The organism is Vibrio sp. 10N.247.311.49 (genome assembly GCF_041467655.1).
Taxonomy (GTDB): Bacteria; Pseudomonadota; Gammaproteobacteria; order Enterobacterales; family Vibrionaceae; genus Vibrio; species Vibrio crassostreae_C.
This window is the reverse complement of sequence record NZ_JBFSVA010000009.1, coordinates 1-20033: the sequence shown is the minus strand read 5'-3', so window position 1 is coordinate 20033 and position 20033 is coordinate 1. Positions and strand designations below refer to the sequence as shown.

General features: G+C 44.8%; 24 protein-coding genes and 1 pseudogene. 11 read left to right on the top strand and 14 right to left on the bottom strand.

Features of this window, described 5'->3' with window-relative positions; genetic code table 11:
• Positions 1 to 40: 40 nt before the first annotated feature.
• Positions 41 to 1081, bottom strand: coding sequence for a phosphoribosylformylglycinamidine cyclo-ligase (gene purM, locus AB6E54_RS10865; RefSeq protein WP_008222945.1), 1041 nt, complete (start codon positions 1079 to 1081; stop codon positions 41 to 43).
• 169 nt (positions 1082 to 1250) lie between these two features.
• On the opposite strand from purM, the gene upp reads away from it, so the two are divergent.
• Positions 1251 to 1877 (top strand): uracil phosphoribosyltransferase, encoded by a 627-nt coding sequence (upp, locus tag AB6E54_RS10860; RefSeq protein ID WP_017060716.1) that lies wholly within the window; start codon positions 1251 to 1253, stop codon positions 1875 to 1877.
• Positions 1878 to 2018: 141 nt separating this feature from the next.
• Here the strand turns inward: upp and AB6E54_RS10855 are convergent, their stop codons facing one another.
• On the bottom strand, positions 2019 to 3257 hold the full coding sequence (locus tag AB6E54_RS10855; RefSeq protein ID WP_065583985.1) for a uracil-xanthine permease family protein: 1239 nt from the start codon (positions 3255 to 3257) through the stop codon (positions 2019 to 2021).
• 278 nt (positions 3258 to 3535) lie between these two features.
• On the opposite strand from AB6E54_RS10855, the gene AB6E54_RS10850 reads away from it, so the two are divergent.
• Entirely contained in the window at positions 3536 to 4795 is a 1260-nt protein-coding gene (locus AB6E54_RS10850) for a DUF2066 domain-containing protein (RefSeq protein WP_136978524.1), read from the top strand.
• 110 nt (positions 4796 to 4905) lie between these two features.
• Here the strand turns inward: AB6E54_RS10850 and AB6E54_RS10845 are convergent, their stop codons facing one another.
• The 4 genes from AB6E54_RS10845 to AB6E54_RS10830 all read right to left on the bottom strand — a co-directional run bounded on the left by AB6E54_RS10845 (position 4906) and on the right by AB6E54_RS10830 (position 7867).
• Positions 4906 to 5343 (bottom strand): DUF2069 domain-containing protein, encoded by a 438-nt coding sequence (locus AB6E54_RS10845; RefSeq protein ID WP_017060713.1) that lies wholly within the window; start codon positions 5341 to 5343, stop codon positions 4906 to 4908.
• Positions 5340 to 5933, bottom strand: a complete 594-nt coding sequence (wrbA, locus tag AB6E54_RS10840; protein WP_017060712.1) for an NAD(P)H:quinone oxidoreductase — start codon at positions 5931 to 5933, stop codon at positions 5340 to 5342. The genes AB6E54_RS10845 and wrbA overlap by 4 nt, the downstream gene beginning before the upstream one ends.
• A gap of 6 nt (positions 5934 to 5939) precedes the next feature.
• Positions 5940 to 6290, bottom strand: coding sequence for an arsenate reductase (glutaredoxin) (gene arsC / locus AB6E54_RS10835; protein ID WP_017060711.1), 351 nt, complete (start codon positions 6288 to 6290; stop codon positions 5940 to 5942).
• Positions 6291 to 6412: 122 nt separating this feature from the next.
• A complete protein-coding gene (locus tag AB6E54_RS10830; protein ID WP_017060710.1) occupies positions 6413 to 7867 on the bottom strand; it encodes a M48 family metallopeptidase in 1455 nt (484 codons plus the stop codon).
• Between the two features lie 178 nt (positions 7868 to 8045).
• Between AB6E54_RS10830 and AB6E54_RS10825 the strand changes: the two genes are divergently transcribed.
• Together AB6E54_RS10825 and AB6E54_RS10820 are read left to right on the top strand one after the other, a co-directional pair.
• Positions 8046 to 8285, top strand: coding sequence for a sulfurtransferase TusA family protein (locus AB6E54_RS10825; protein ID WP_017060709.1), 240 nt, complete (start codon positions 8046 to 8048; stop codon positions 8283 to 8285).
• Positions 8278 to 9354 (top strand): AI-2E family transporter, encoded by a 1077-nt coding sequence (locus AB6E54_RS10820; protein WP_017060708.1) that lies wholly within the window; start codon positions 8278 to 8280, stop codon positions 9352 to 9354. Before AB6E54_RS10825 ends, AB6E54_RS10820 begins: the two co-directional genes overlap by 8 nt.
• A 136-nt stretch (positions 9355 to 9490) precedes the next feature.
• On the opposite strand, the gene bcp is transcribed toward AB6E54_RS10820, so the two are convergent.
• Positions 9491 to 9961, bottom strand: coding sequence for a thioredoxin-dependent thiol peroxidase (gene bcp / locus AB6E54_RS10815; RefSeq protein ID WP_017060706.1), 471 nt, complete (start codon positions 9959 to 9961; stop codon positions 9491 to 9493).
• A gap of 12 nt (positions 9962 to 9973) precedes the next feature.
• Complete coding sequence (locus tag AB6E54_RS10810) at positions 9974 to 10516, bottom strand: glycine cleavage system protein R (protein ID WP_017060705.1); 543 nt, start codon at positions 10514 to 10516, stop codon at positions 9974 to 9976.
• Between the two features lie 374 nt (positions 10517 to 10890).
• Between AB6E54_RS10810 and dapA the strand changes: the two genes are divergently transcribed.
• Both dapA and bamC read left to right on the top strand, forming a co-directional pair.
• The gene (dapA, locus tag AB6E54_RS10805; protein ID WP_017060704.1) at positions 10891 to 11769 is read left to right on the top strand and encodes a 4-hydroxy-tetrahydrodipicolinate synthase; all 879 of its coding nucleotides are present in this window, start codon (positions 10891 to 10893) and stop codon (positions 11767 to 11769) included.
• Between the two features lie 48 nt (positions 11770 to 11817).
• On the top strand, positions 11818 to 12864 hold the full coding sequence (bamC, locus tag AB6E54_RS10800) for an outer membrane protein assembly factor BamC (protein WP_017060703.1): 1047 nt from the start codon (positions 11818 to 11820) through the stop codon (positions 12862 to 12864).
• A gap of 161 nt (positions 12865 to 13025) precedes the next feature.
• Here bamC and AB6E54_RS10795 read toward each other — a convergent pair whose 3' ends face one another.
• From AB6E54_RS10795 to AB6E54_RS10780, 4 genes are all read right to left on the bottom strand, one after another.
• Positions 13026 to 13235: a DUF2897 family protein gene (locus AB6E54_RS10795; protein ID WP_017060702.1), complete on the bottom strand. Its 210-nt coding sequence runs from the start codon at positions 13233 to 13235 to the stop codon at positions 13026 to 13028.
• 8 nt (positions 13236 to 13243) lie between these two features.
• Entirely contained in the window at positions 13244 to 13918 is a 675-nt protein-coding gene (locus tag AB6E54_RS10790; RefSeq protein WP_102333437.1) for a M15 family metallopeptidase, read from the bottom strand.
• Between the two features lie 45 nt (positions 13919 to 13963).
• Positions 13964 to 15100 (bottom strand): succinyl-diaminopimelate desuccinylase, encoded by a 1137-nt coding sequence (gene dapE, locus AB6E54_RS10785; protein ID WP_017060700.1) that lies wholly within the window; start codon positions 15098 to 15100, stop codon positions 13964 to 13966.
• A 98-nt stretch (positions 15101 to 15198) separates the two neighbouring features.
• Positions 15199 to 15546, bottom strand: a complete 348-nt coding sequence (locus AB6E54_RS10780) for an ArsC family reductase (protein WP_017060699.1) — start codon at positions 15544 to 15546, stop codon at positions 15199 to 15201.
• 205 nt (positions 15547 to 15751) lie between these two features.
• On the opposite strand from AB6E54_RS10780, the gene AB6E54_RS10775 reads away from it, so the two are divergent.
• Complete coding sequence (locus tag AB6E54_RS10775) at positions 15752 to 16039, top strand: helix-turn-helix domain-containing protein (RefSeq protein WP_004734273.1); 288 nt, start codon at positions 15752 to 15754, stop codon at positions 16037 to 16039.
• A gap of 91 nt (positions 16040 to 16130) precedes the next feature.
• On the opposite strand, the gene AB6E54_RS10770 is transcribed toward AB6E54_RS10775, so the two are convergent.
• Positions 16131 to 16463 (bottom strand): DUF4156 domain-containing protein, encoded by a 333-nt coding sequence (locus AB6E54_RS10770; protein ID WP_065585044.1) that lies wholly within the window; start codon positions 16461 to 16463, stop codon positions 16131 to 16133.
• A 12-nt stretch (positions 16464 to 16475) separates the two neighbouring features.
• Positions 16476 to 16820: a DUF2956 domain-containing protein gene (locus AB6E54_RS10765; protein WP_065585043.1), complete on the bottom strand. Its 345-nt coding sequence runs from the start codon at positions 16818 to 16820 to the stop codon at positions 16476 to 16478.
• Positions 16821 to 16929: 109 nt separating this feature from the next.
• Here AB6E54_RS10765 and AB6E54_RS10760 point away from each other — a divergent pair, with 109 nt between their 5' ends.
• The 4 genes and pseudogenes from AB6E54_RS10760 to AB6E54_RS10745 all read left to right on the top strand — a co-directional run.
• Complete coding sequence (locus tag AB6E54_RS10760) at positions 16930 to 17391, top strand: DUF2919 domain-containing protein (RefSeq protein ID WP_017060696.1); 462 nt, start codon at positions 16930 to 16932, stop codon at positions 17389 to 17391.
• 65 nt (positions 17392 to 17456) lie between these two features.
• Positions 17457 to 18380, top strand: a complete 924-nt coding sequence (locus AB6E54_RS10755) for a Dyp-type peroxidase (RefSeq protein WP_102333438.1) — start codon at positions 17457 to 17459, stop codon at positions 18378 to 18380.
• Between the two features lie 121 nt (positions 18381 to 18501).
• On the top strand, positions 18502 to 19635 hold the full coding sequence (locus AB6E54_RS10750) for a flagellin (protein WP_017063389.1): 1134 nt from the start codon (positions 18502 to 18504) through the stop codon (positions 19633 to 19635).
• Positions 19636 to 19875: 240 nt separating this feature from the next.
• Positions 19876 to 20033 (top strand): annotated as a pseudogene (locus AB6E54_RS10745) (flagellin); the annotation flags it as partial.

The following is a 20033-nucleotide window of genomic DNA, read 5'->3' as shown; positions in this document are numbered from 1 at the left end:
TTAGGTCCTCATTGATTAACTAAGTAAGTGAGCGTATCACTTATTTAATTTCAACTTGCTCTTCGCCAGCTTCAGCGTTTGCGATCTCACCGATAACCCAAGCGTTTTCGCCTTCAGCTTTCAGTAGTTCAACAGCAGCGTCTGCTTGATCTTTAGGTAGAGCAACAACTAGGCCTACACCACAGTTGAAAGTGCGGTACATTTCGAATGTCTCCACGTTACCTTTCTCTTGTAGCCAGTTGAAGATAGCAGGCCATTCCCAGCTCTTGCCATCAATGACTGCTTTAGTACCTTCAGGAAGTACGCGTGGGATGTTTTCCCAGAAACCACCACCTGTGATGTGTGAGATAGCATGAATGTCATGCTCTGCAATCATCTTAAGTGCCGATTTGATGTAAATCTTAGTTGGTTCTAGTAGGTGCTCACCGATAGTGCGACCTTCTAGTTCTTCACTCTTATCAGCACCAGAAACTTCTAGGACTTTACGAATTAAAGAGTAACCGTTTGAGTGTGGACCACTTGAGCCAACAGCGATAAGTGCGTCGCCTGCTGCTACTTTAGTGCCGTCAATGATGTCCGCTTTTTCTACAACACCAACACAGAAGCCAGCTACATCGTAGTCGTCGCCTTCGTACATGCCTGGCATTTCAGCAGTTTCACCACCGATTAGTGCACAGCCAGCTTGAACACAGCCTTCAGCAATACCAGAAACAACGTCTGCTGCTGTATCTACATCTAGCTTACCTGTTGCGTAGTAGTCTAGGAAGAATAAAGGCTCACCACCTTGAACGATTAGGTCGTTCACACACATTGCCACTAGGTCGATACCAATGGTGTCGTGTTTTTTCAGATCCAAAGCAAGGCGAAGTTTAGTACCAACACCATCAGTACCTGAAACAAGTACTGGCTCTTTGTATTTCGTTGGAAGTTCACATAGGGCGCCAAAGCCACCAATACCGCCCATTACTTCAGGGCGACGAGTGCGTTTAACAGCACCTTTAATACGGTCTACTAGTGCATTACCTGCGTCGATATCAACACCAGCGTCTTTGTAGCTTAGAGAAGAAGTATTACCACTCACGGGATAGTCCTCGAACTTAAGTTGGATGTGAAAACGGCGCTATTCTAACAGGGCTTGAATATGAAGAGCAAACGTTTGCGCGGTTTTTTTTATTAGAATAAAGATTCTGAAATAACCTTAGAGTTCGTGTATAATCTACAGGTTTGTTTAAATATTGCCGGAGTTGGAAATGAAAGTTGTTGAAGTGAAACACCCGCTAGTAAAACATAAAATTGGCCTGATGCGTGAAGGTGAGATTAGCACTAAGCGTTTTCGTGAGCTAGCGACAGAAGTGGGTAGCCTTCTAACATACGAAGCGACATCAGACTTTGAAACTGAGCGTGTGACGATTAACGGTTGGAACGGTCCAGTAGAAGTTGACCAAATTAAAGGTAAAAAAGTAACGGTAGTGCCAATCCTACGTGCTGGTCTAGGCATGATGGACGGCGTTCTTGAGCACATCCCAAGTGCACGTATCAGCGTTGTTGGTATCTACCGTGACGAAGAAACACTTGAGCCAGTACCATACTTCAACAAGCTTGCATCTAACATCGATGAGCGTATTGCTCTAGTGGTAGACCCAATGCTTGCGACAGGTGGTTCTATGATCGCGACTATCGACCTGATGAAAGAGAAAGGTTGTAAGCACTTTAAGATTCTTGTGCTTGTTGCTGCTCCTGAAGGTATCGCTGCTCTAGAAAAAGCGCACCCAGATGTTGAGCTTTACACGGCTGCAATCGATGAGAAGCTAAACGACAAGGGCTACATTGTTCCTGGTCTTGGCGATGCTGGCGATAAGATCTTCGGTACTAAGTAATTCGGTTTCAGCTTAAGTGACTCTAAACAGTTCCTTAACTCGCTGAATTAACCGTATTAATAAAAAGGGAGAGCATTCGATGCTCTCCCTTTTTTGATCTTGTTAGGTTGTGATTCTTTGGAATCTAGCCTTACCGACTCATTAATCGATTTGAGCTTTATCTACCACAGTGTTGTCACCTAGCTCTTCTGGAAGTACTAGGTTAAGTAGAATCGCAACGATACCGCACAAGCTTACGCCCTGTAGGCTAAAGTCACCGATACCAAAGGCCATGCCGCCAATACCAAAGACTAAAGTAATGCCCACAATCACAAGGTTACGTGATTTGTGTAGGTCAACATTGTTTTTGATTAGCGTGTTAAGACCCACTGTTGCGATAGAGCCAAACAGTAGAATCATGATTCCGCCCATTACAGGAACCGGAATCGTTTGAAGTAGTGCGCCTAGCTTGCCAACCAATGCAAGAACGATGGCTGTGACTGCAGCCCAAGTCATGATCACAGGGTTGAATGCTTTGGTAAGCATTACTGCGCCTGTTACTTCACTGTACGTCGTGTTTGGCGGCGCGCCCAGCATTGAAGCGGCAATTGTTGCCACACCGTCGCCAGTAATAGTGCGGTGTAAACCTGGTTTTTTAAGGTAGTCTTTACCGGTCACGTTAGATATCGCAAGCATATCACCTACGTGTTCAACGGCAGGTGCAATCGCGACAAATACCATAAAAAAGATAGCGTTGATGTTGAACTCAGGTGCAGTGAAGTTCGGTAGTGCCAACCAAGACGCTTGAGCCACTGGTGTGAAGTCTACCGCGCCGTATACCAAGCTAGTGATGTAACCCGCAACAATACCACCAAAGATAGGCAGCAGTTTTAGGAAGCCTTTCGAGAATACACTGATGACAATCGTTACTAGCAGTGAAATCGAAGAGATCCACAGTGCTGCGTCTGCATCAACGAGCTGAACTGCGCCGTCGCCAGTCTTACCAAGCGCCATGTTTACCGCAACAGGCGCAAGACCTAAACCGATAACCATGATTACAGGGCCAACCACGACGGGTGGAAGTAGCTTATGAATGAAGCCAACGCCTCTTACTTTAATCAATGCACCCATCAATACATACACAACACCTGCCGCCATTAGGCCACCCATGGTTGCGCCAACGCCCCATGTTTGAATACCAAACATGATAGGCGCGATGAATGCGAAAGAAGACGCTAAGAAGATTGGCACTGAACGGCGTGTAATAAGTTGGAATAAAAGGGTACCGATACCTGCGCCAAACAGTGCAACGTTAGGATCAAGCCCTGTTAGTAGCGGCACGAGTACAAGCGCACCAAAAGCTACGAACAGCATTTGCGCACCTTGCAAAGCATTTTTCATGTTATGTCCTTAAAAATGGTCGTTATATGAAAAGCGAAAAATAAAATTCGCGGGATTCTATCACTTGGCAATCGATTGCTACACCAAATAGATCAAATTTATTTATCTTAGTGATGTTTTATATCCATCTAAGCCCTAGAAATTCAGTTTATAAGTGAGCGATTTATCATGGCCAGGTGATATTTTGTGGTTATTAAACACAGTGGGCGCTATCGACCTTGCCCCTCAATCCATAGTTGCTTATCATCTAGGCACAAGATTTGAATATTAGGATCAGTATGCGCTACATAGCATTGTTGTTGATGGGACTATTAGCCTCTCCGAGTTATGCCTTAACTCAAGTAGATATTTTTAGTGCTGAAGTTGCGATTAACGCTGAAGACAAACAGCCAGAACAAGTGGCAAGAAATACAGGTATGGAGCAGGTATTGATACGTGCGACTGGCCAAACTGATGTCGCTTCGAATGAGACGATTCAAAAGGCGATGCGCAAGAGTTCGCAGTACATGTCTCAAATGAGTTTTGGCGAAAGCAATGACCAATCAACATTGCGTATGCGTTTTAACGGTGCTCAAATCCGTTCTCTGTTGACTCAAGCACAGTTACCTTACTGGCCTGACACGCGTTCAAACATCCTTGTTTGGCTGGTGGAAGAGGACAACTACGACAAGAACATCGTATGGGAACACTCTAACTCACAGTTAGCAGCTAGCTTACAAGCTAAGGCAAAAGAGCGTGGCTTGCCTCTAACGCTGCCTGTGGGTGACTTTGACGATATTACGGGTATTGCGACTTCTGATTTGTGGGGTAGCTTTGTTACGCCAATCAGTAAAGCGAGTCAGCGTTATCCTGTTGATGCTGTGTTGGTGATAAAGGCTCAATCTTCAGGCCTACGTTGGGCTCTATACGATCAAAAGCCAAGTCAATTGACGAGTGCACCAACATCGCCTGTAAGTGGTTCACTATCGGGTAACAGCGACACGACTTCTAAGAAGTTAGTTGACCAAATCAGTAACTACTACGCAGGCAAAAGTGCTGTGACGGTAGCGAGTGAGTCATCAGAATCGATTTTAACGCAGTTTATTAGCCTGAATAATGCTCAAGACTTCTTCCAGTTAGAGAACGCACTTAAGCGTCTAAACTCGGTGGCAAGCCTAGATATTCTGAAGATTCAGAACAACGAAGTCACTTTCCGAATTCACTTATTGTCGACTCAACAAGAGTTTGAGCAAGAAGTAGCAAGTATTCGCCAAGTTGCGAAGGTTGAAGAATCTTACATTGAGCCTGAAGTGAGCCCTGAATTTGAAACTCAAGACAACACAATGTCTGTAGGTGATGATTCAACAGACGCTGCTGAAGTCGTTGGTGACGAAACTGACTCAGGCGTACAAGTGATTAAGGGCAACGAGGTATCTGAGGATGCTGAGCTAACGAATACGCCTGACGCAACGTTAGAGGATTCTAGTACAGAAGATCTAACCATCACTGCGCCAGTACATGCTAAGCCAAGCTTGGTATACGAGTGGGTTCGCTCATAATTGTCAGCTGACATGACTGATTGAAATGAAAACTTGAAAAAAGCCCTGCAAGAGCAATCTCGCAGGGCTTTTTGTTTGTAAGCGGTCAGTTTAAAAGCATGGGCTCAATATTATTGCTCGAACTTAGCTTTCTCTCTCTTTTCTACTTCGGAAAGGCGCTTCAACTTGATGCCTAACTCTTTGGCTCTAAAGCGAGTAAATAAGATATTGCCCGCGAAACCTAGAGTCGTCAGAAGCAGTTCTACAGCCGCTAATAAACGTTCACCATCGTCTACATACAAGATAGTTAATGCGTGTAGGAAATAGAGCATCAAGACGAAATTTGCCCATGCGTGCGTATAAGGTTTTCCTGCTAAAATGCCCGGTAATGGCAATAACAGCGGGATAGCCCAAGCAATCGCCAGTGTGACATTACTGAGATGAGGGTGCGGTGAAAGCGTCATCTGCCAAGCCACCACCCAGAATAACAGTGACAAGTTGCCCGCTAAAGCAAGGTAGCGAAATAGCTTGGTTTTGGGAGACATAGCCTTCTCTGGCATATACATCATTGAGAAATTCCCTTCTGATTTATTGCGATGCGCGCTAGGCGTTTACCTAGGTTTTGCGCCAACTCAATCTCTTCTTTGCTAAGTGAAGCGCTCTCTCCAGTACTGCTTGCACCATAAGGCGTACCACCAGTTTGAGTGGTGTGCAGCGCCGGTTCTGAGTAGGGGATGCCCACGACTAACATGCCGTGATGAAGCAGGGGCAACATCATGCTTTGTTGTGTTGTCTCTTGACCACCATGCAATGATGAAGAAGAGGTAAATACACAACCTGGCTTATCGATGAGATCACCATTGATCCACATTGATGTCGTGCTATCCCAAAAGTGCTTCATTGGCCCGGCCATGTTACCAAACCAAACCGGACTGCCTAGCGCCAAACCATCACAAGATCGAAGTTCTTGTAACGAGGCAATAGGATCGGTTGGTTGATAACGCGAATCAGGCTGCTCTTCTACTGTGTACACGTCGTTCACCGTCCTTAGCATAGCTTCGCAGTTCGGGATGGATTCAACCCCTCGTGCAATCTGCCTTGCTAGAGCTTGTGTGTTGCCGTGGCGACTGTAATAAAGAACAAGAATGTTAATGCTCATATTGGATTACAGAATCTCTAGCACTTGCTCTGGTGGACGACCAATTTTTGCTTTGTTGTTCGCGACAACGACTGGGCGCTCAAACAGTTTTGGATTGGTTGCCATCGCGGCGAAAAGATCTTCATCAGTAACTGAAGCATCGCCAAGGTTTGCTTCTTTGTAGTCCGCTTCTTTGGTGCGCATCATGTCGCGAACACTGTCAAAACCAAGCTGAGTGAACAGTACTTTCAGCTGTTCAACTGTTAACGGAGTCTCCAGGTATTTGATGACCTCTGGCTGTACGCCGTTTTCCTGAAGCACTTCTAGAGTTTGACGGCTCTTTGAGCAGCGTGGGTTATGATAAATCACGACAGACATGGTTCTTCCTCATTATTATTTTTGATTTAGTTGTTTAGCTGAAGCCACCAGGGGTGACTTCTTTTTTGTGTAACGTTGAGCTTTCTTTTTATTCTGGTAACGAGCTGTTACCAGTAAACACTCTATTGTAGCGACAAGAAGCGCTCTCGTTGAATCATTAGCTGATCAATTCGAGCGTCGTAGCGTGCTTGTTTTAGGCTTCCTAATTCTGCGATTTGGCTTGCTTGCGTGTAGTACTGAATCGCTTTGTTCCAGTTGGCTTGCAGTGCCAAAATTTCTGCACGAGCAGCCAGTTCTTCGTCGCTATTACCAAGGCTCGTATTTACTTTTGAAAGTAAGTGCCAGCCATTGGTGTCATTCGGGTTATCGTGCGTGTAACGCTGCAATACGCGAACCGCTTCTTGAAGATCTTCATTTTCAATCAGTGCGTTGGCGTAGTTAATGGTCAGAACCGGGTTGTTTGGTTGACGAACCAGTGCCGATTTAAGTTCTTTAATCGCAATCTCAGGCTGCTTCTTCTCGATGTGCAGATCCGAAATAGCATCTAGATAAAACAGGTTGGTTGGATCGCTGTTAATCAGCTTGTTCAGGATGGGCTCTGCTTTGTCTAATTTTTTAGAGTCTAGGTAAACCAGTGCTTGGCCATATTCTAATGACGGAACCAAAGCTTTAGGGGCTTTCTTTAGCTGACGCTCAAACCAATCAAGAGCAGCATCATTATTAATGCCAGCATAGCGCGCAACAATGCGGGCTCTTGCTAGGTGGTAGTCCAGAGAGGGAGCCAGTTTCAGTGGCGGGTAACTACGAGCACGAGCACGTGAATCGGTAATTCGGTCTTCTGGTAATGGGTGAGTCAGTAGCATTGGCGGTGGTGTGCTCGCATAGCGATATTCATCAGCTAAACGGCCAAAGAAACGTGGCATCGCATTCACATCAAACCCAGCTTTTGCTAGCGTGTTGATACCAAAGCGGTCGGCTTCTTTTTCATTACTACGGGTGTAGTTGATTTGGCTTTGCATATTACCCGCAGTCGTTGCCGTTAGGGCTGCAATGCCGGCTTCAGGAGCTGCAATTGCCAGTAATACAGAGGCTGCTAGTGCTGCAATGGTTGCTGGAGAGCGGCGCGCTTGGTCTTCCATACTACGCGCTAAGTGACGTTGGGTTACGTGCGCGATTTCGTGCGCTAATACAGAAGCTAATTCACTTTCAGATTGTGCATGCAGGAATAGACCTGAGTGCAAAGCAACATAACCACCAAAGAAAGCAAAGGCGTTGATGTTGCGGTCACGGATCATAAAGAACTGGAAAGGTGTCTTTACATCATTTGCGTTCGCGACCAGACGATGGCCAAGAGTATCAATATATAGATTTAGAACTGGGTCGTTTACGATAGGCTGGCTACTTCTGATGATGCGCATGTAGGCATCACCATAGATAAGCTCTTGGTCGATAGTGAGTGTGCCGCCAGCAGCGGTACCGATATCTGGTAGCTCCAAACTATTGGTATTCGCCATAGTTGGGGTGCTTAATGTAGCTGCGATGCATAAGCAAGCAATTGAGCGAGCGCGTTTAAACATATTAGTCAGTAATACTCCGTTTCTTCTGACAGTAAGACAAGTGCAATGGAAATTGGTTCTTTATCTGATTTAACCTTTGCCAAGTGCGTGCGCTATCATGAAGGAGGATGAATGAATGATGGCGCGTTTTCAAAAACAGATTACAATACGACCCTTATAATAAGCATCGAGCTCAAGAATGACACCTAATATTCTAGATTTACGCCAAGAGCGCTGTCCAATGGCGCTATTATTAGCCAAGCGTCACAGTGTAAAGTTAGAAGTAGGGCAGTCATTGTCAATTTATGTGTCTGATAACAGTTCGATGAAAGATATTGTTACTTATTTGTCTAAGCAAGCCTATGACGTCATCACTGAGGTTTGCTCTAATTACCATCATCTCCTCGTCACTAAAAAGGAATTGCAGTCAGATGCTTGAAATGGTCAATCGTTGGTATAAACGACGTTTCTCTGATCCCCATGCTGTCAGTTTGGTTGCCATCATTCTCTTCGGCTTTATTACGATCTACTTCTTTGGTCACCTAATTGCACCACTCTTGGTTGCGATTGTGTTGGCTTATTTGCTTGAGTGGCCTGTTACCCAACTTCAAAGACTCGGTGTTCCAAGAACGCCTTCGGTGATGTTGGTGATCATGATGTTCTTTAGCCTGATGTTGCTGGCGCTGTTTGGTTTAGTGCCTACCATTTGGGAGCAAGTGGGTAACCTCATCAATGATATTCCAAGTATGTATGGCGGCTTACAGAAGTTCATCGCGACGATTCCTGAGCGCTATCCTGAGTTAGCAAACTTGCAGATCGTTGAATCGATTGTGTCTAACGCGAAAAACAAAGCATTAGGCTTTGGTGAAAGTGTTGTTAAAGGTTCTTTGGCTTCTCTTGTGAGCTTGGCTACGCTTGCGGTTTACTTGATTCTTGTGCCGCTGCTGATCTTCTTCTTATTAAAAGATAAAGAAGAGATGATCAGCATGGCGAGTGGCGTGTTGCCTAAAAACCGTCGTCTAGCGACCAAGGTTTGGGTTGAGATGAACCAACAAATCTCGAACTATATTCGCGGCAAGGTCCTTGAGATCTTGATCGTCGGTGGTGTCAGCTACGTGACCTTTGCGATTCTAGATTTACGTTATTCAGCTCTGCTGGCTGTCGCGGTTGGCTTCTCGGTACTGATTCCTTATATCGGTGCGGCGGCTGTGACCGTTCCTGTCGCGATTGTCGGTTTGTTCCAGTGGGGATTAGAACCTCAGTTTTACTGGTTGCTTCTCGCTTACGGTATTATCCAAGCGCTAGATGGTAACGTGCTCGTTCCTGTTCTTTTCTCTGAAGCGGTGAACCTGCACCCAGTGGCCATTATTGTTGCCGTGTTAGTGTTTGGTGGACTGTGGGGATTCTGGGGCGTGTTCTTTGCTATCCCGTTGGCAACGTTAGTTAAGGCGGTTTGGAATGCCTTACCGAGTCACGCATTAGACGATGACCCCGAACATCAAAAGTAATTGATCTTGTTATAGAAAAAGGCCGAACATCCATGATGTTCGGCCTTTTTGCTCTTAGCTTAATAATTAGCTTAATGAGTGTTGCTATTGCCTTAGAAAGTGATGAATCTAAGTCATTAACTCACTCAAATCGCCCTTAAGCTTCTTGATTGAAGTAATCTAGAACCACTTCGTGGTGAGTCTTAGTCTTGAACTTGTTGAAGACATGTTCAATCTGACCTTCTTCATCAATTAGGAAGCTAATACGGTGCAGACCGTCGTAGATTTTACCCATGAATTTTTTCTCGCCCCAAACGCCAAACTGTTCAGCAACGCTGTGGTCTTCATCAGATAGCAGGGTGAAGTTTAGAGATTTCTTCTCAACGAAGTTTGGTAGACGTTTTACTGGGTCAACACTCACACCTAGAACAACCACGTTTAGGTCATCAAGCTGTGTTTTGATATCACGCAGGCCTTCCGCTTGCACAATACAACCTGGAGTCATTGCTTTAGGGTAAAAATAGAAAAGTACTTTTTTACCTTTGAAGTCACCAAGAGATACGATATTGCCATCTTGATCTGGAAGAGAAAAAGCAGGTGCTGGAACACCAGCCGTTAGCGTATTCATGACATTTCCTTTTTAAAGACTGTTTTTGATAAAGTTGAGCGAGCCTTGGACTGATAGGCTCTGACACAGCGAATCGAATTCTTCTTGTAGCTGCATCAAGTTACATTCTGATTGCACAGAAGCGGTAATAGAGATATGGAATTGGTCGTTGTCGAGTTGAACCTTAGATTTATTGATGGTTCGTGCACTTAACGAATCGAGGCCGATGTTTCGGTCTGCGAAGAACTGGGTAAACTGCTCAGTAAGTCCGATTTTATCGTCTGACTCAACGAACACCTCTACTGTGTAAGAGTTCTCAATAACATCATGAGTTGAGGTTCGCTTCATAATCGTAATCAAGTCGTGCTCTTGTCCAAGCAAGGGCAAGGTGGTTTCAACGCGGGTAATGTTGTTTGCCTTTCCAGACAGCAGCATGATAAGCGTAAATTCTTCGCCAAACAGGGCGATACGGCTATCAATAATGTTACAGCCTGATTGGGTGACTAAATGAACCACTTGGTTGCATACACCTGGGCGATCAGTGCCCACAGCTGTGATTACTAGATGTTGAGTCATAAAATCACGTCTCTTTATATTCCATTGATTCATGCATGTTAGCACAGTTAGCTCGTGGAATAAGCGTGCGTGCGGGGCTTTTTATGTGCGACCTTGCTTCGAACATGCAACCAATGATAAGAATATCGAGCGCGTTAAAAAATGAGATAGAGCGATGAGAGCACAGCTTACTTGTTACTGACATCCAGTGATGTGCTATCCGCTAGATTGAGTGCAGGTTACCCAAATTCTAGGTAGAACGCCGTTAGAAGTCGTTTTACCTCAAACATACGACAATATTTAATGCAGATGTTGCCGGTAAGCCACTTTAATGTCTTGTGTTTATTGATTGGCTTACAGTAACATGCAAAAAGAATAAATTAAGGGAGATAGACATGTTTTCAGGAAGTATCGTTGCGCTAGTTACGCCATTTAATACAGATGGTGAAGTGGATTTCGACAGCCTTAAAAAGTTAGTTGAGCACCATATTGCTGCAGGTAGTGATGGTCTGGTTGCGGTTGGCACAACAGGTGAGTCTTCAACACTCACTATTGAAGAGCATGTCAAAGTCGTCAACAAGATCGTTGAATTTGCTGATGGTCGTATTCCCGTTATCGCTGGTACAGGTGCAAATGCAACTCATGAATCTGTTCTATTCAGCCGTTTGTTGAATGGTTCTGGTATTGCTGGTTGCCTGAGCGTAACGCCTTACTACAACAAACCGACTCAAGAAGGTTTGTACCAACACTACAAAGCGATTGCTGAAGTCAGTGACGTTCCACAAATTCTATACAATGTTCCAGGTCGAACTGCGGTAGACTTGTTGCCAGAAACGGTTGCTCGTCTTGCTGAGATCGAAAACATCGTTGCACTGAAAGATGCGACGGGTGATCTCGACAGAATTGCAATTCACCGTGAACTTTGTGGCGAAGACTTTATCTTACTAAGTGGTGATGACTTAACAGGCCTAGAATTTGTTAAGCGTGGTGGCGATGGCGTGATCTCTGTAACGAACAATGTTGCAGCCGCTGATATGGCAACCATGTTCAAGCTAGCAAAAGAAGGTAAGTTTGAAGAAGCGGAAGCGATCAATGAGCGTTTGATGCCTCTACATAAGAATTTGTTCGTTGAGTCTAACCCTATTCCCGTAAAATGGGCGGTTCATAAAATGGGTCTGATTGCTGAAGGTGGCTTACGTCTACCGCTGACTGAACTGTCAGAGCCAGCTCAACCTGTTGTTGCTCAAGCAATGACTGAAGCGTGCATTTACTAAAACGTATGAAGTGATGCCGAAGCGAACCTTCGGCATTTAGGAGTATAAATGAAGTATTCTCACCAGCTAGTGATTGGGTCACTGGCTGTTTTCGTTCTTACAGCATGTTCTGGCAACCCGACTCAACGTCGCCAAGCCAAAGATGATTTCGAATACTTAGAAACACCTGAGTTTTCACAATGGCAATTGCCTGTAGATGCTCAGCCTCAGTTCTACCCAAATTTTGACATCCCAAGCGGTGAATTCAGTGGTGGTACTGGTCGTGAAGTGGATATTCGTCCACCGCAACAGGTTCTTGAACTGATCCCGGGTGCTCGTGCTGAGCGTCAAAACGGTGAAGTGACACTATGGCTTCTTCGCGCAGAAGAGGCAGACCGCGTGTGGCAAACGGCTGTAGATATGCTGGCTCAACGTGGTATTGGTATTCGTGAGCAATCAGAGAATGAGATTGAGACCGATTGGGTAACTTGGGTTTCTGAAGATGAAGACGTAGAGATTGGTAGTCGTTACTCTATCTCTCGCTTCCAAGCAAACAACCGTCATGGCTTCAAGATTAATCTGATTGATTGGCGTGAAGGTACTGAAGAGAAAACAGTAACGGCAACCAATAAAGAGCGTTACAACGCGTTCCTGACCAACCTAGTTATGGCTAAGTACGATGAAAACCTTCGTGCTGAAGCGGCGCTGAAAGCGCAAGAGTTGGTGAAGCGTATTCCAATTTCAATGGGTGCTGACCGTAGTGGTTTCCCTGTGATTATTGCTCGTACGCCATACAATGTATTCTGGCAGCGTCTGCCTAACTTGTTGCCTGAAATGGGCTTTGAGCTTGAAGAACGCAATCAATCTCAGGGTACGGTGAAGGCGAAGTACGCAGCACCAGATGATGAGTTCTGGGAAGAAATTGGCCTACAGCCTATCGACTTAGCGCCAGGCACTTACAACTTCCTATTTGGTGACCTTGGCAACCGTACGTCAATCAACGTAACGGATGCATCAGGTAAGCCAGTAGAAGAAGAGCTGCTTAAGTCTATGGTTCCGGTATTAGCGCATATTGCTGACCAAACCAAAGATGACAAAGAAGCGAAAGCTGAGTAGTCATTCAAGCCGTCACAAGCTGAGTTAAATCAGCCTTGTGATTAGCAAAAGCAAATAAAAAAGAGGACACACTGTGTCCTCTTTTTTATTGTATTCGTTGTCATCAGGCTACATTGGTCAATCAAAATTGGTCAATCAAGCTGATTAGCCAAAGCAAAAGGCTATGCGTCTTTATTGTCTTTGGATTCTTCTTTTTCAGCTTTCTCTTGGTTAAGTTTATCCGAGCGATTGAGCTTATCTAAATCTCGCTCAGTTTTACCACGCCCCGTCAGATCCATATTGGCTGTCTGTTTGAGCGCTGCGATGTTACCCACAACAACGCTAACTACGATGATGATGATAACCCAAGGGTTTGTAAGCCACTCCAACATAAGCGCTCCTAATGACTGATATTCGCTACGAAGCGTGCATAGATCTCGTCTAGCTGCTCCATAATAATCTCATACCCTAATACTGGCTTAGATTGGAGTTGCTTGCCAAGTAAAGTCGGAGATAACTGTGATAAACACGACTCCGATACTTTGCGATGGCTGATATGCCATGGTTCGATCGCCACACCACCCAAATCTTGGCTGTAAGGAAAGAAGAAACCAAATTGTGCAGCATGAACTGATAGCCATTGGTAAAACGATTGCTGGTGGCCAGTAAGGTATTCCCATGGTTCTAATTGCAGCTGTGTACCTTCTGGTAAGTTGTTTCGAGCAAAGACATCAAAGTCACAACCCCAATGATGACGACTCGCGCCGGGAAGCGCAGACCATCTCAGGATAGCCGATAGCTTTTGTTGTTCGGTCAGTTTTGAAGCATCAAGAGGTTGGCTTTCTGAATCTAATATCGGAGCTTCGCCAGAAAACTTACGGTTCCAAATCAGAGATTGCCTTTCATAGTCGCGAAAGCCACTGGCAATCTCCATTTTAAAACCAGCGAGCTGAGCAGCTTCAATCAAATTATTCAGGTCATTCTTAACCTCACTGTGGACCAAGAAGGTCTTGGTGCCGATCAGGCTAGGCTCTAGATGAGAATCTGATTGTCCGGTAAGCTGCTCTGGTGTCATAACGAGTCTCTCAATAATTGGATGCTATGAATCGCTGATGAAAGACTATTTAGCGAATAGGTTCACTAATGTTCTTTCGTACATGTCAGTTAGCTTTTCTAAATCGGCTACCTTCACGCATTCGTTAACCTTGTGAATCGTTGCATTCACAGGGCCTAGTTCAACCACTTGTCCGCCCATACGTGCAATAAAGCGACCATCAGATGTACCGCCAGTCGTTAGCAGTGCTGGTTTCACATCATTGACGTGACCCACTGCATCAACAATAGCATCAAGCAGTGAACCTGCGTCTGTTAAGAACGGGTCGCCATTGAATGTCCATCTTAGGTCGTATTCGAAATCATACTTGTCGAGTGTCGTTGTGATGCGCTCAACGATGATGTCGTTGCTTAACTCTGTACTAAAGCGTAGGTTAAACTGAACATTAAACTCACCAGGGATCACGTTTGAAGCACCAGTACCCGCACTCACATTTGGAATTTGGAAACTGGTTGGCGGGAAGTAATCATTACCTTTATCCCACTCAGTTGTTGCTAGCTCATTAATAGCAAGCAGAGAGCTGTGTACTGGGTTGTTTGCTAGGTGAGGGTAGGCAACATGACCTTGTGTGCCTTTAATCGTTAGGTCGCCAGTGATAGAGCCACGACGGCCGTTCTTCACGACATCACCCACGAACTCAGTGCTCGATGGTTCACCAACGATACACATATCGATGTTTTCACCGCGCGCCATTAATGCTTCAACAACACGTACAGTACCGTTGATGAAAGGACCTTCCTCATCTGAAGTGATCAGGAAACCAATTGAGCCTGTGTGGTCTGGGTGTTTGGCAATGAACTGCTCGACGGCAACAATCATTGAAGCCAGAGAGCCTTTCATATCAGCAGCGCCACGGCCATGTAGGAAACCGTCTACGATAGTCGGTTCGAATGGCTTAGTGTTCCACTGTTCGATTGGGCCTGCAGGTACCACATCAGTGTGACCAGCAAAAGCAAACAGAGGCGCTTCAGTACCACGACGAGCCCAGAAGTTGGTCGTATCTTCAAATACCATCACTTCGATTTCAAAACCGAGTGCTTTTAAGCGTTCAATCATCAGGTCTTGGCAGCCTGCATCTTCTGGTGTTACCGATTGACGGCTGATTAGGTCTTTTGCCAGAGCCAAAGTTGGGCTATCTGTCATCCTTGAATTCCTTGTTTAAATAAAACGTCTAGTCATTAATTTTTAGGCGCTGATTCACTGATCAACGTCCTGTTGTCTGTCTATGTAAATACAACGATCTAAGCAAAAATAGCCGCGTATTGGTCGGCTTTAAATCCGATGTGAAGCTTACCCTCAACTTTTAAGATTGGGCGCTTGATCATTGCAGGTTGTTCAACAAGCAAAGTCACCGCTTTTTCTTCTGTTAGGGTGTCTTTCTGTTCTTGAGAAAGTTGGCGATAAGTCGTACCACGTTTGTTTAGCACAAGCTCCCAACCTAGCTCAGAGCAGAAGCTTGTTACTAGCTCTTCTGTGATGCCTTGTTTGCGATAATCGTGAAATTCGAACTCGATACCTTCAGCTTCGAGCCATTTCTTTGCTTTTTTAATGGTGTCGCAATTTGGGATACCAAACATGGTGATAGTCATTATTCTTCCTTTGAGTGATTTTATTTCATTGTTATGAGTTGAATCCTATCAGGAAGCAGCAACTCAGACAAAATAGAGTGATGAATATTTCATAGAGTGAAAAAAAAGCGTAAGAAAATGTCACTATTGGAGACTTATTGATCAGCCTCAACATGTTGTCAGCGAAAAAAGAAATAATTGAGCTGCACATATATAGGAGGTGTCAATGGAGTTGAGTCCTGTTTTTGCAAGGCGGCTATATTTAGCATTGTTAGTGGAAAGCCTTGATAGGCCAAATGTGCCTAAACTCATCGAAAAAACGGGGTGGCCTCGTCGTACTATTCAAGATGTACTCAAGGCGTTACCGGGGATCGGTATCGAACTTATGTTTGTTCAAGATGGGCGACGTCATAATGATGGCTATTACCAGTTATCCGACTGGGGGCCATTTGACAGTCAATGGGTTATCCAGCGTAAAGGCGATATAGCAACAAGCCTTGGATTTAGTGCATAAGCCAGCGAAAGCTGGCTTTCTTTTTTTAGAATAGAAATAGTAGGGAGCATCTCGCTAATATGAGTTGTGAGCTACCCCATTACGTTTCTATTTACTTACACAGATAGGCAGTTCCCAGCATAGTCACGGATGTGGAAAAATCTTGGGGAAGTGTGAATATCACGGTATCTGCGCCTAGCTCAATCGTATTCGACTTGAGTTGATTCATGGCGCCTTGAATCAATGTGTCATTTGGGTAAAACAGGTAGTTGTACCAATGGCCTTCGCTGCCTGTGACTTCCCCTTTATACTGACATTTATCGATATTAATCACGCCATGGTAATCCATTTGCACGTTGGCAGCTTCGCTATGAGGCGTTGATGTCGGTGTCGTGCAACCGAGTAACACGCTACTCATAGCCAAAGCGATTAATTCCTTTTTCATACGCTTATCCTGTTATTTCATCAAATAAATCGCGAAGCCTACCCAGCTTGCGAACAGTAGTAACCACGGCAGTTTAGTGGCGTGATTTGATGGTGTTTCAACACTTGTTTCGATCGTGTCTTCTTGGTGTTGATTAGCTTGTTGAGTCTGTTTTTCTTTCTGTACGCGCTTCTTCGCTTTATCGGCTTGGCGGCTGCGTTCTTTTTGCTGTTTCTTGTACAGTGCGATGCCTTTCTCGATACCCTGAGCAATCAGTTTAGTTTGTTCTTTGGTTTGAGCTGGCTTTTGAGTCGCTTTGGCTATCTTCAGTGCTTCCTGTTGAGATTCAACAGAGGGCGTATTAGTTTTGTTTTTCATACTGAGTTCGACAATTAAAACGGATTGGCTACTAAGATAACGCAAAGCTAGTTAAGTATGAATGATTTGCGTTAAAGTGTTGGTTTGAAAATAAGTGAAAGTGAGATTTGTGCGGTACTCCATAGAACAATACGACAAGCACGGCTTTTTGAAAGCTCCAATCTTGCTCTGGCTAGGTTGGTTGTTTCTTGCGAAAGCCTTGGTCGTTTTCATTGTTGCAGGCGCAAGCCGAGAATCGGGAACCGATATTCTTGAGATAATCTACCCAGACCATCAGATGTTTTATGTCGGGATCGCGTTGAGTGTGCCTAGTTTGCTGCTGATGTGGTTATTTGGGCTAAGATCGCCAGATAGAAAGCGCCTTAACAAAGTCGTGTCATGGGGACGTTGGGTTACCATGATGGCTATCTTGGCACAGGGCTCCCATACGATTTATTTAATCTATTTGGATAACGGATGGTTCCGTTGGTCAAATGGCATCACCCTATTGTTGCTGCTGTGGTTAGCGCTTTATCTAACCAATAGCCATGCTGCAAGGGATTGCTTTAAAGTGGTTGAGCTCGAAGACTGATTCTCATCAAAACATTTGTCCCATTCACAATTATACTTAGAATCTAAAACTGGAAGGAATAATCTATGCTTAATGTTTCAAATGAGCAGCCTAACGTTCAAAGTGCTATTTTGCCTGAAGCTGGGCCTTTCGCGCTTTACGTTCAACTTAAAGTGAACGCTAATACTGCTAATGTACTAGCAGAAATTCAAAAGCTTCCGACTCTAATCGACGAACTAAACCAAACTCAGCCTGATGCGAACTTAACGGCATCGGTTGCGTTCTCAAAAGCTTTTTGGGATAGGTTCGAGCAAGCAGCGCCCGCTGATTTGATCGACTTCCCTGTGCTGGGTGAAGGTGATATCACAGCACCGAGCACACTGTCTGACGTTCTGATTCACTGTCATTCAAACCGACATGATCTGCACTTCTTTATCTTGCGTAAATTGCTATCTGAAGTAGCAGCTGATGTTGAAGTGGTTGATGAAACTTATGGTTATCGCTTCCTAGACTCTCGTGACATGACAGACTTTGTTGATGGCACTGAAAACCCGAAAGACGCACAACGTGCTGAAGTCGCTATTGTGCCTGAGGGTGAATTCGCTGGTGGTAGTTATGTAATGGTGCAGCGTTTTGTGCATAACCTGCCAGCTTGGAATCGTTTGAATGTATCGGCACAAGAGAAAGTGATTGGCCGAACTAAACCTGATTCAATTGAGTTAGATGATGTTCCTGCGGCGTCTCACGTTGGCCGTGTGGATATCAAAGAAGAAGGCAAGGGGCTTAAGATTGTTCGCCACAGTCTACCTTACGGTACTGCTACGGGCGACCACGGCTTATTGTTCATTGCTTACTGTAACGTTCGTCATAACTTCGATGCGATGTTAGAGAGCATGTACGGCGTAACTGATGGCAAAACAGACCAACTGCTTCGCTTTACCAAAGCAGTGACTGGCGCTTACTACTTTGCACCTTCAACTGACATGTTGAGTGTATTAACGATTAAGTAAATCACCTCATCTGCAGCAAAGAAAGGGAGCCTCAGGGCTCCTTTTTTATTAAAGCTTTATATGAACTGGTCGATATAAGAGCAATCGTGAGTTTTATTCCTCTTTTTGTAAGCGAAGGTCTATGGCTATAACTGTCAATACGAATGTCTCGGCGTTAGTGGCTCAGAGAAACCTCTCTAACGCTAATAACATGCTGAACCAATCTTTGGAGCGCTTAGCTTCAGGGAGCCGTATTAATAGTGCAAAAGACGATGCGGCTGGCTTACAGATCTCAAATCGATTAGAAGCACAGATGAGTGGCATTGATGTTGCTGTTCGAAATGCTAACGACGGTATCTCCATTATGCAGACTGCAGAAGGGGCGATGAATGAAACCACTAATATCATGCAGCGCATGCGAGACTTATCCCTACAAGCGAGTAACGGCTCGAATAGTTCATCGGAACGAATCGCTATTCAAGAAGAAGTCACCGCGTTAAATGACGAGCTGAATCGAATTGCCGAAACCACTTCATTCGGTGGTAAAAAACTCCTTAACGGCAGTTTTGGGCACACCTCGTTTCAAATCGGCGGCAGTTCGGGCGAAGCTGTGCAGATTGGTTTGAAAAGCATGCGTACTGATGACATCAACATGGGCGGCTTTAGCTACGTTGCTAATGGCATGGCCAGTGATTCATGGGAAGTGAAATCAAACCAGAATGATATGACGATGTCGTTTACCGATCGTTTTGGTCAGCCACAAGAGATCACCATCAACGCGAAAGCGGGCGATGATATCGAAGAGTTGGCGACTTACATTAATGGTCAAACGGATCTCTTATCGGCTTCTGTTAATGATGACGGACAACTTCAGATTTATATGTCAGGTGAAGATACCGCGGGTACCATCTCTTTTTCAGGTTCATTAGCCAGTGAGCTTTCGATGTCAGCGGGCTATTACGAGTCAGTTAATGACATCAATGTAACGGATGTGGGTGGTGCTCAGCGCGCCGTCTCTATTTTGGATACGGCGATGAAGTATGTCGATAGCCATCGCTCTGAATTAGGGGCAATGCAAAACCGCTTTGATCATGCCATTAACAATCTTGAAAACGTTCATGAGAATTTGGCGACATCAAACAGTCGAATCAAAGATACCGACTACGCCAAAGAAACCACTCAAATGCTCAAGCAACAAATACTGCAGCAAGTGAGCACAACGATACTCGCTCAAGCCAAGCAAGCGCCGAATCTAGCTTTAACGTTATTAGGTTAATGAATTACCTACAATCTTATAAAAGCATTTCAGCTTGGCCGGTGCTTTTTGGCGAATAAAAATACAATTTCTCACTCGACTGACTTCCCGGCAACTTTAGCGATTTTCTCATCTTTTTTCGATAATTTTACGACCAGTCACGCTTTCTTCTGTTTTACCGCTATTTCTTTAAATTTGTTGTTTTTTTCCTAAAGGTTTCGCCAATCACGCCGTTATTAAAAGTAACTTAGAGATAACTACTTGGTTTTCCGAGACGTCGGAAACCGCTATACCGGAAAATCAATTGGAGAAGTCACCATGGCAGTGAATGTAAATACAAACGTTTCAGCGATGACAGCGCAACGTTACCTAAACAACGCAAACAGCGCACAACAAACATCAATGGAGCGTCTAGCTTC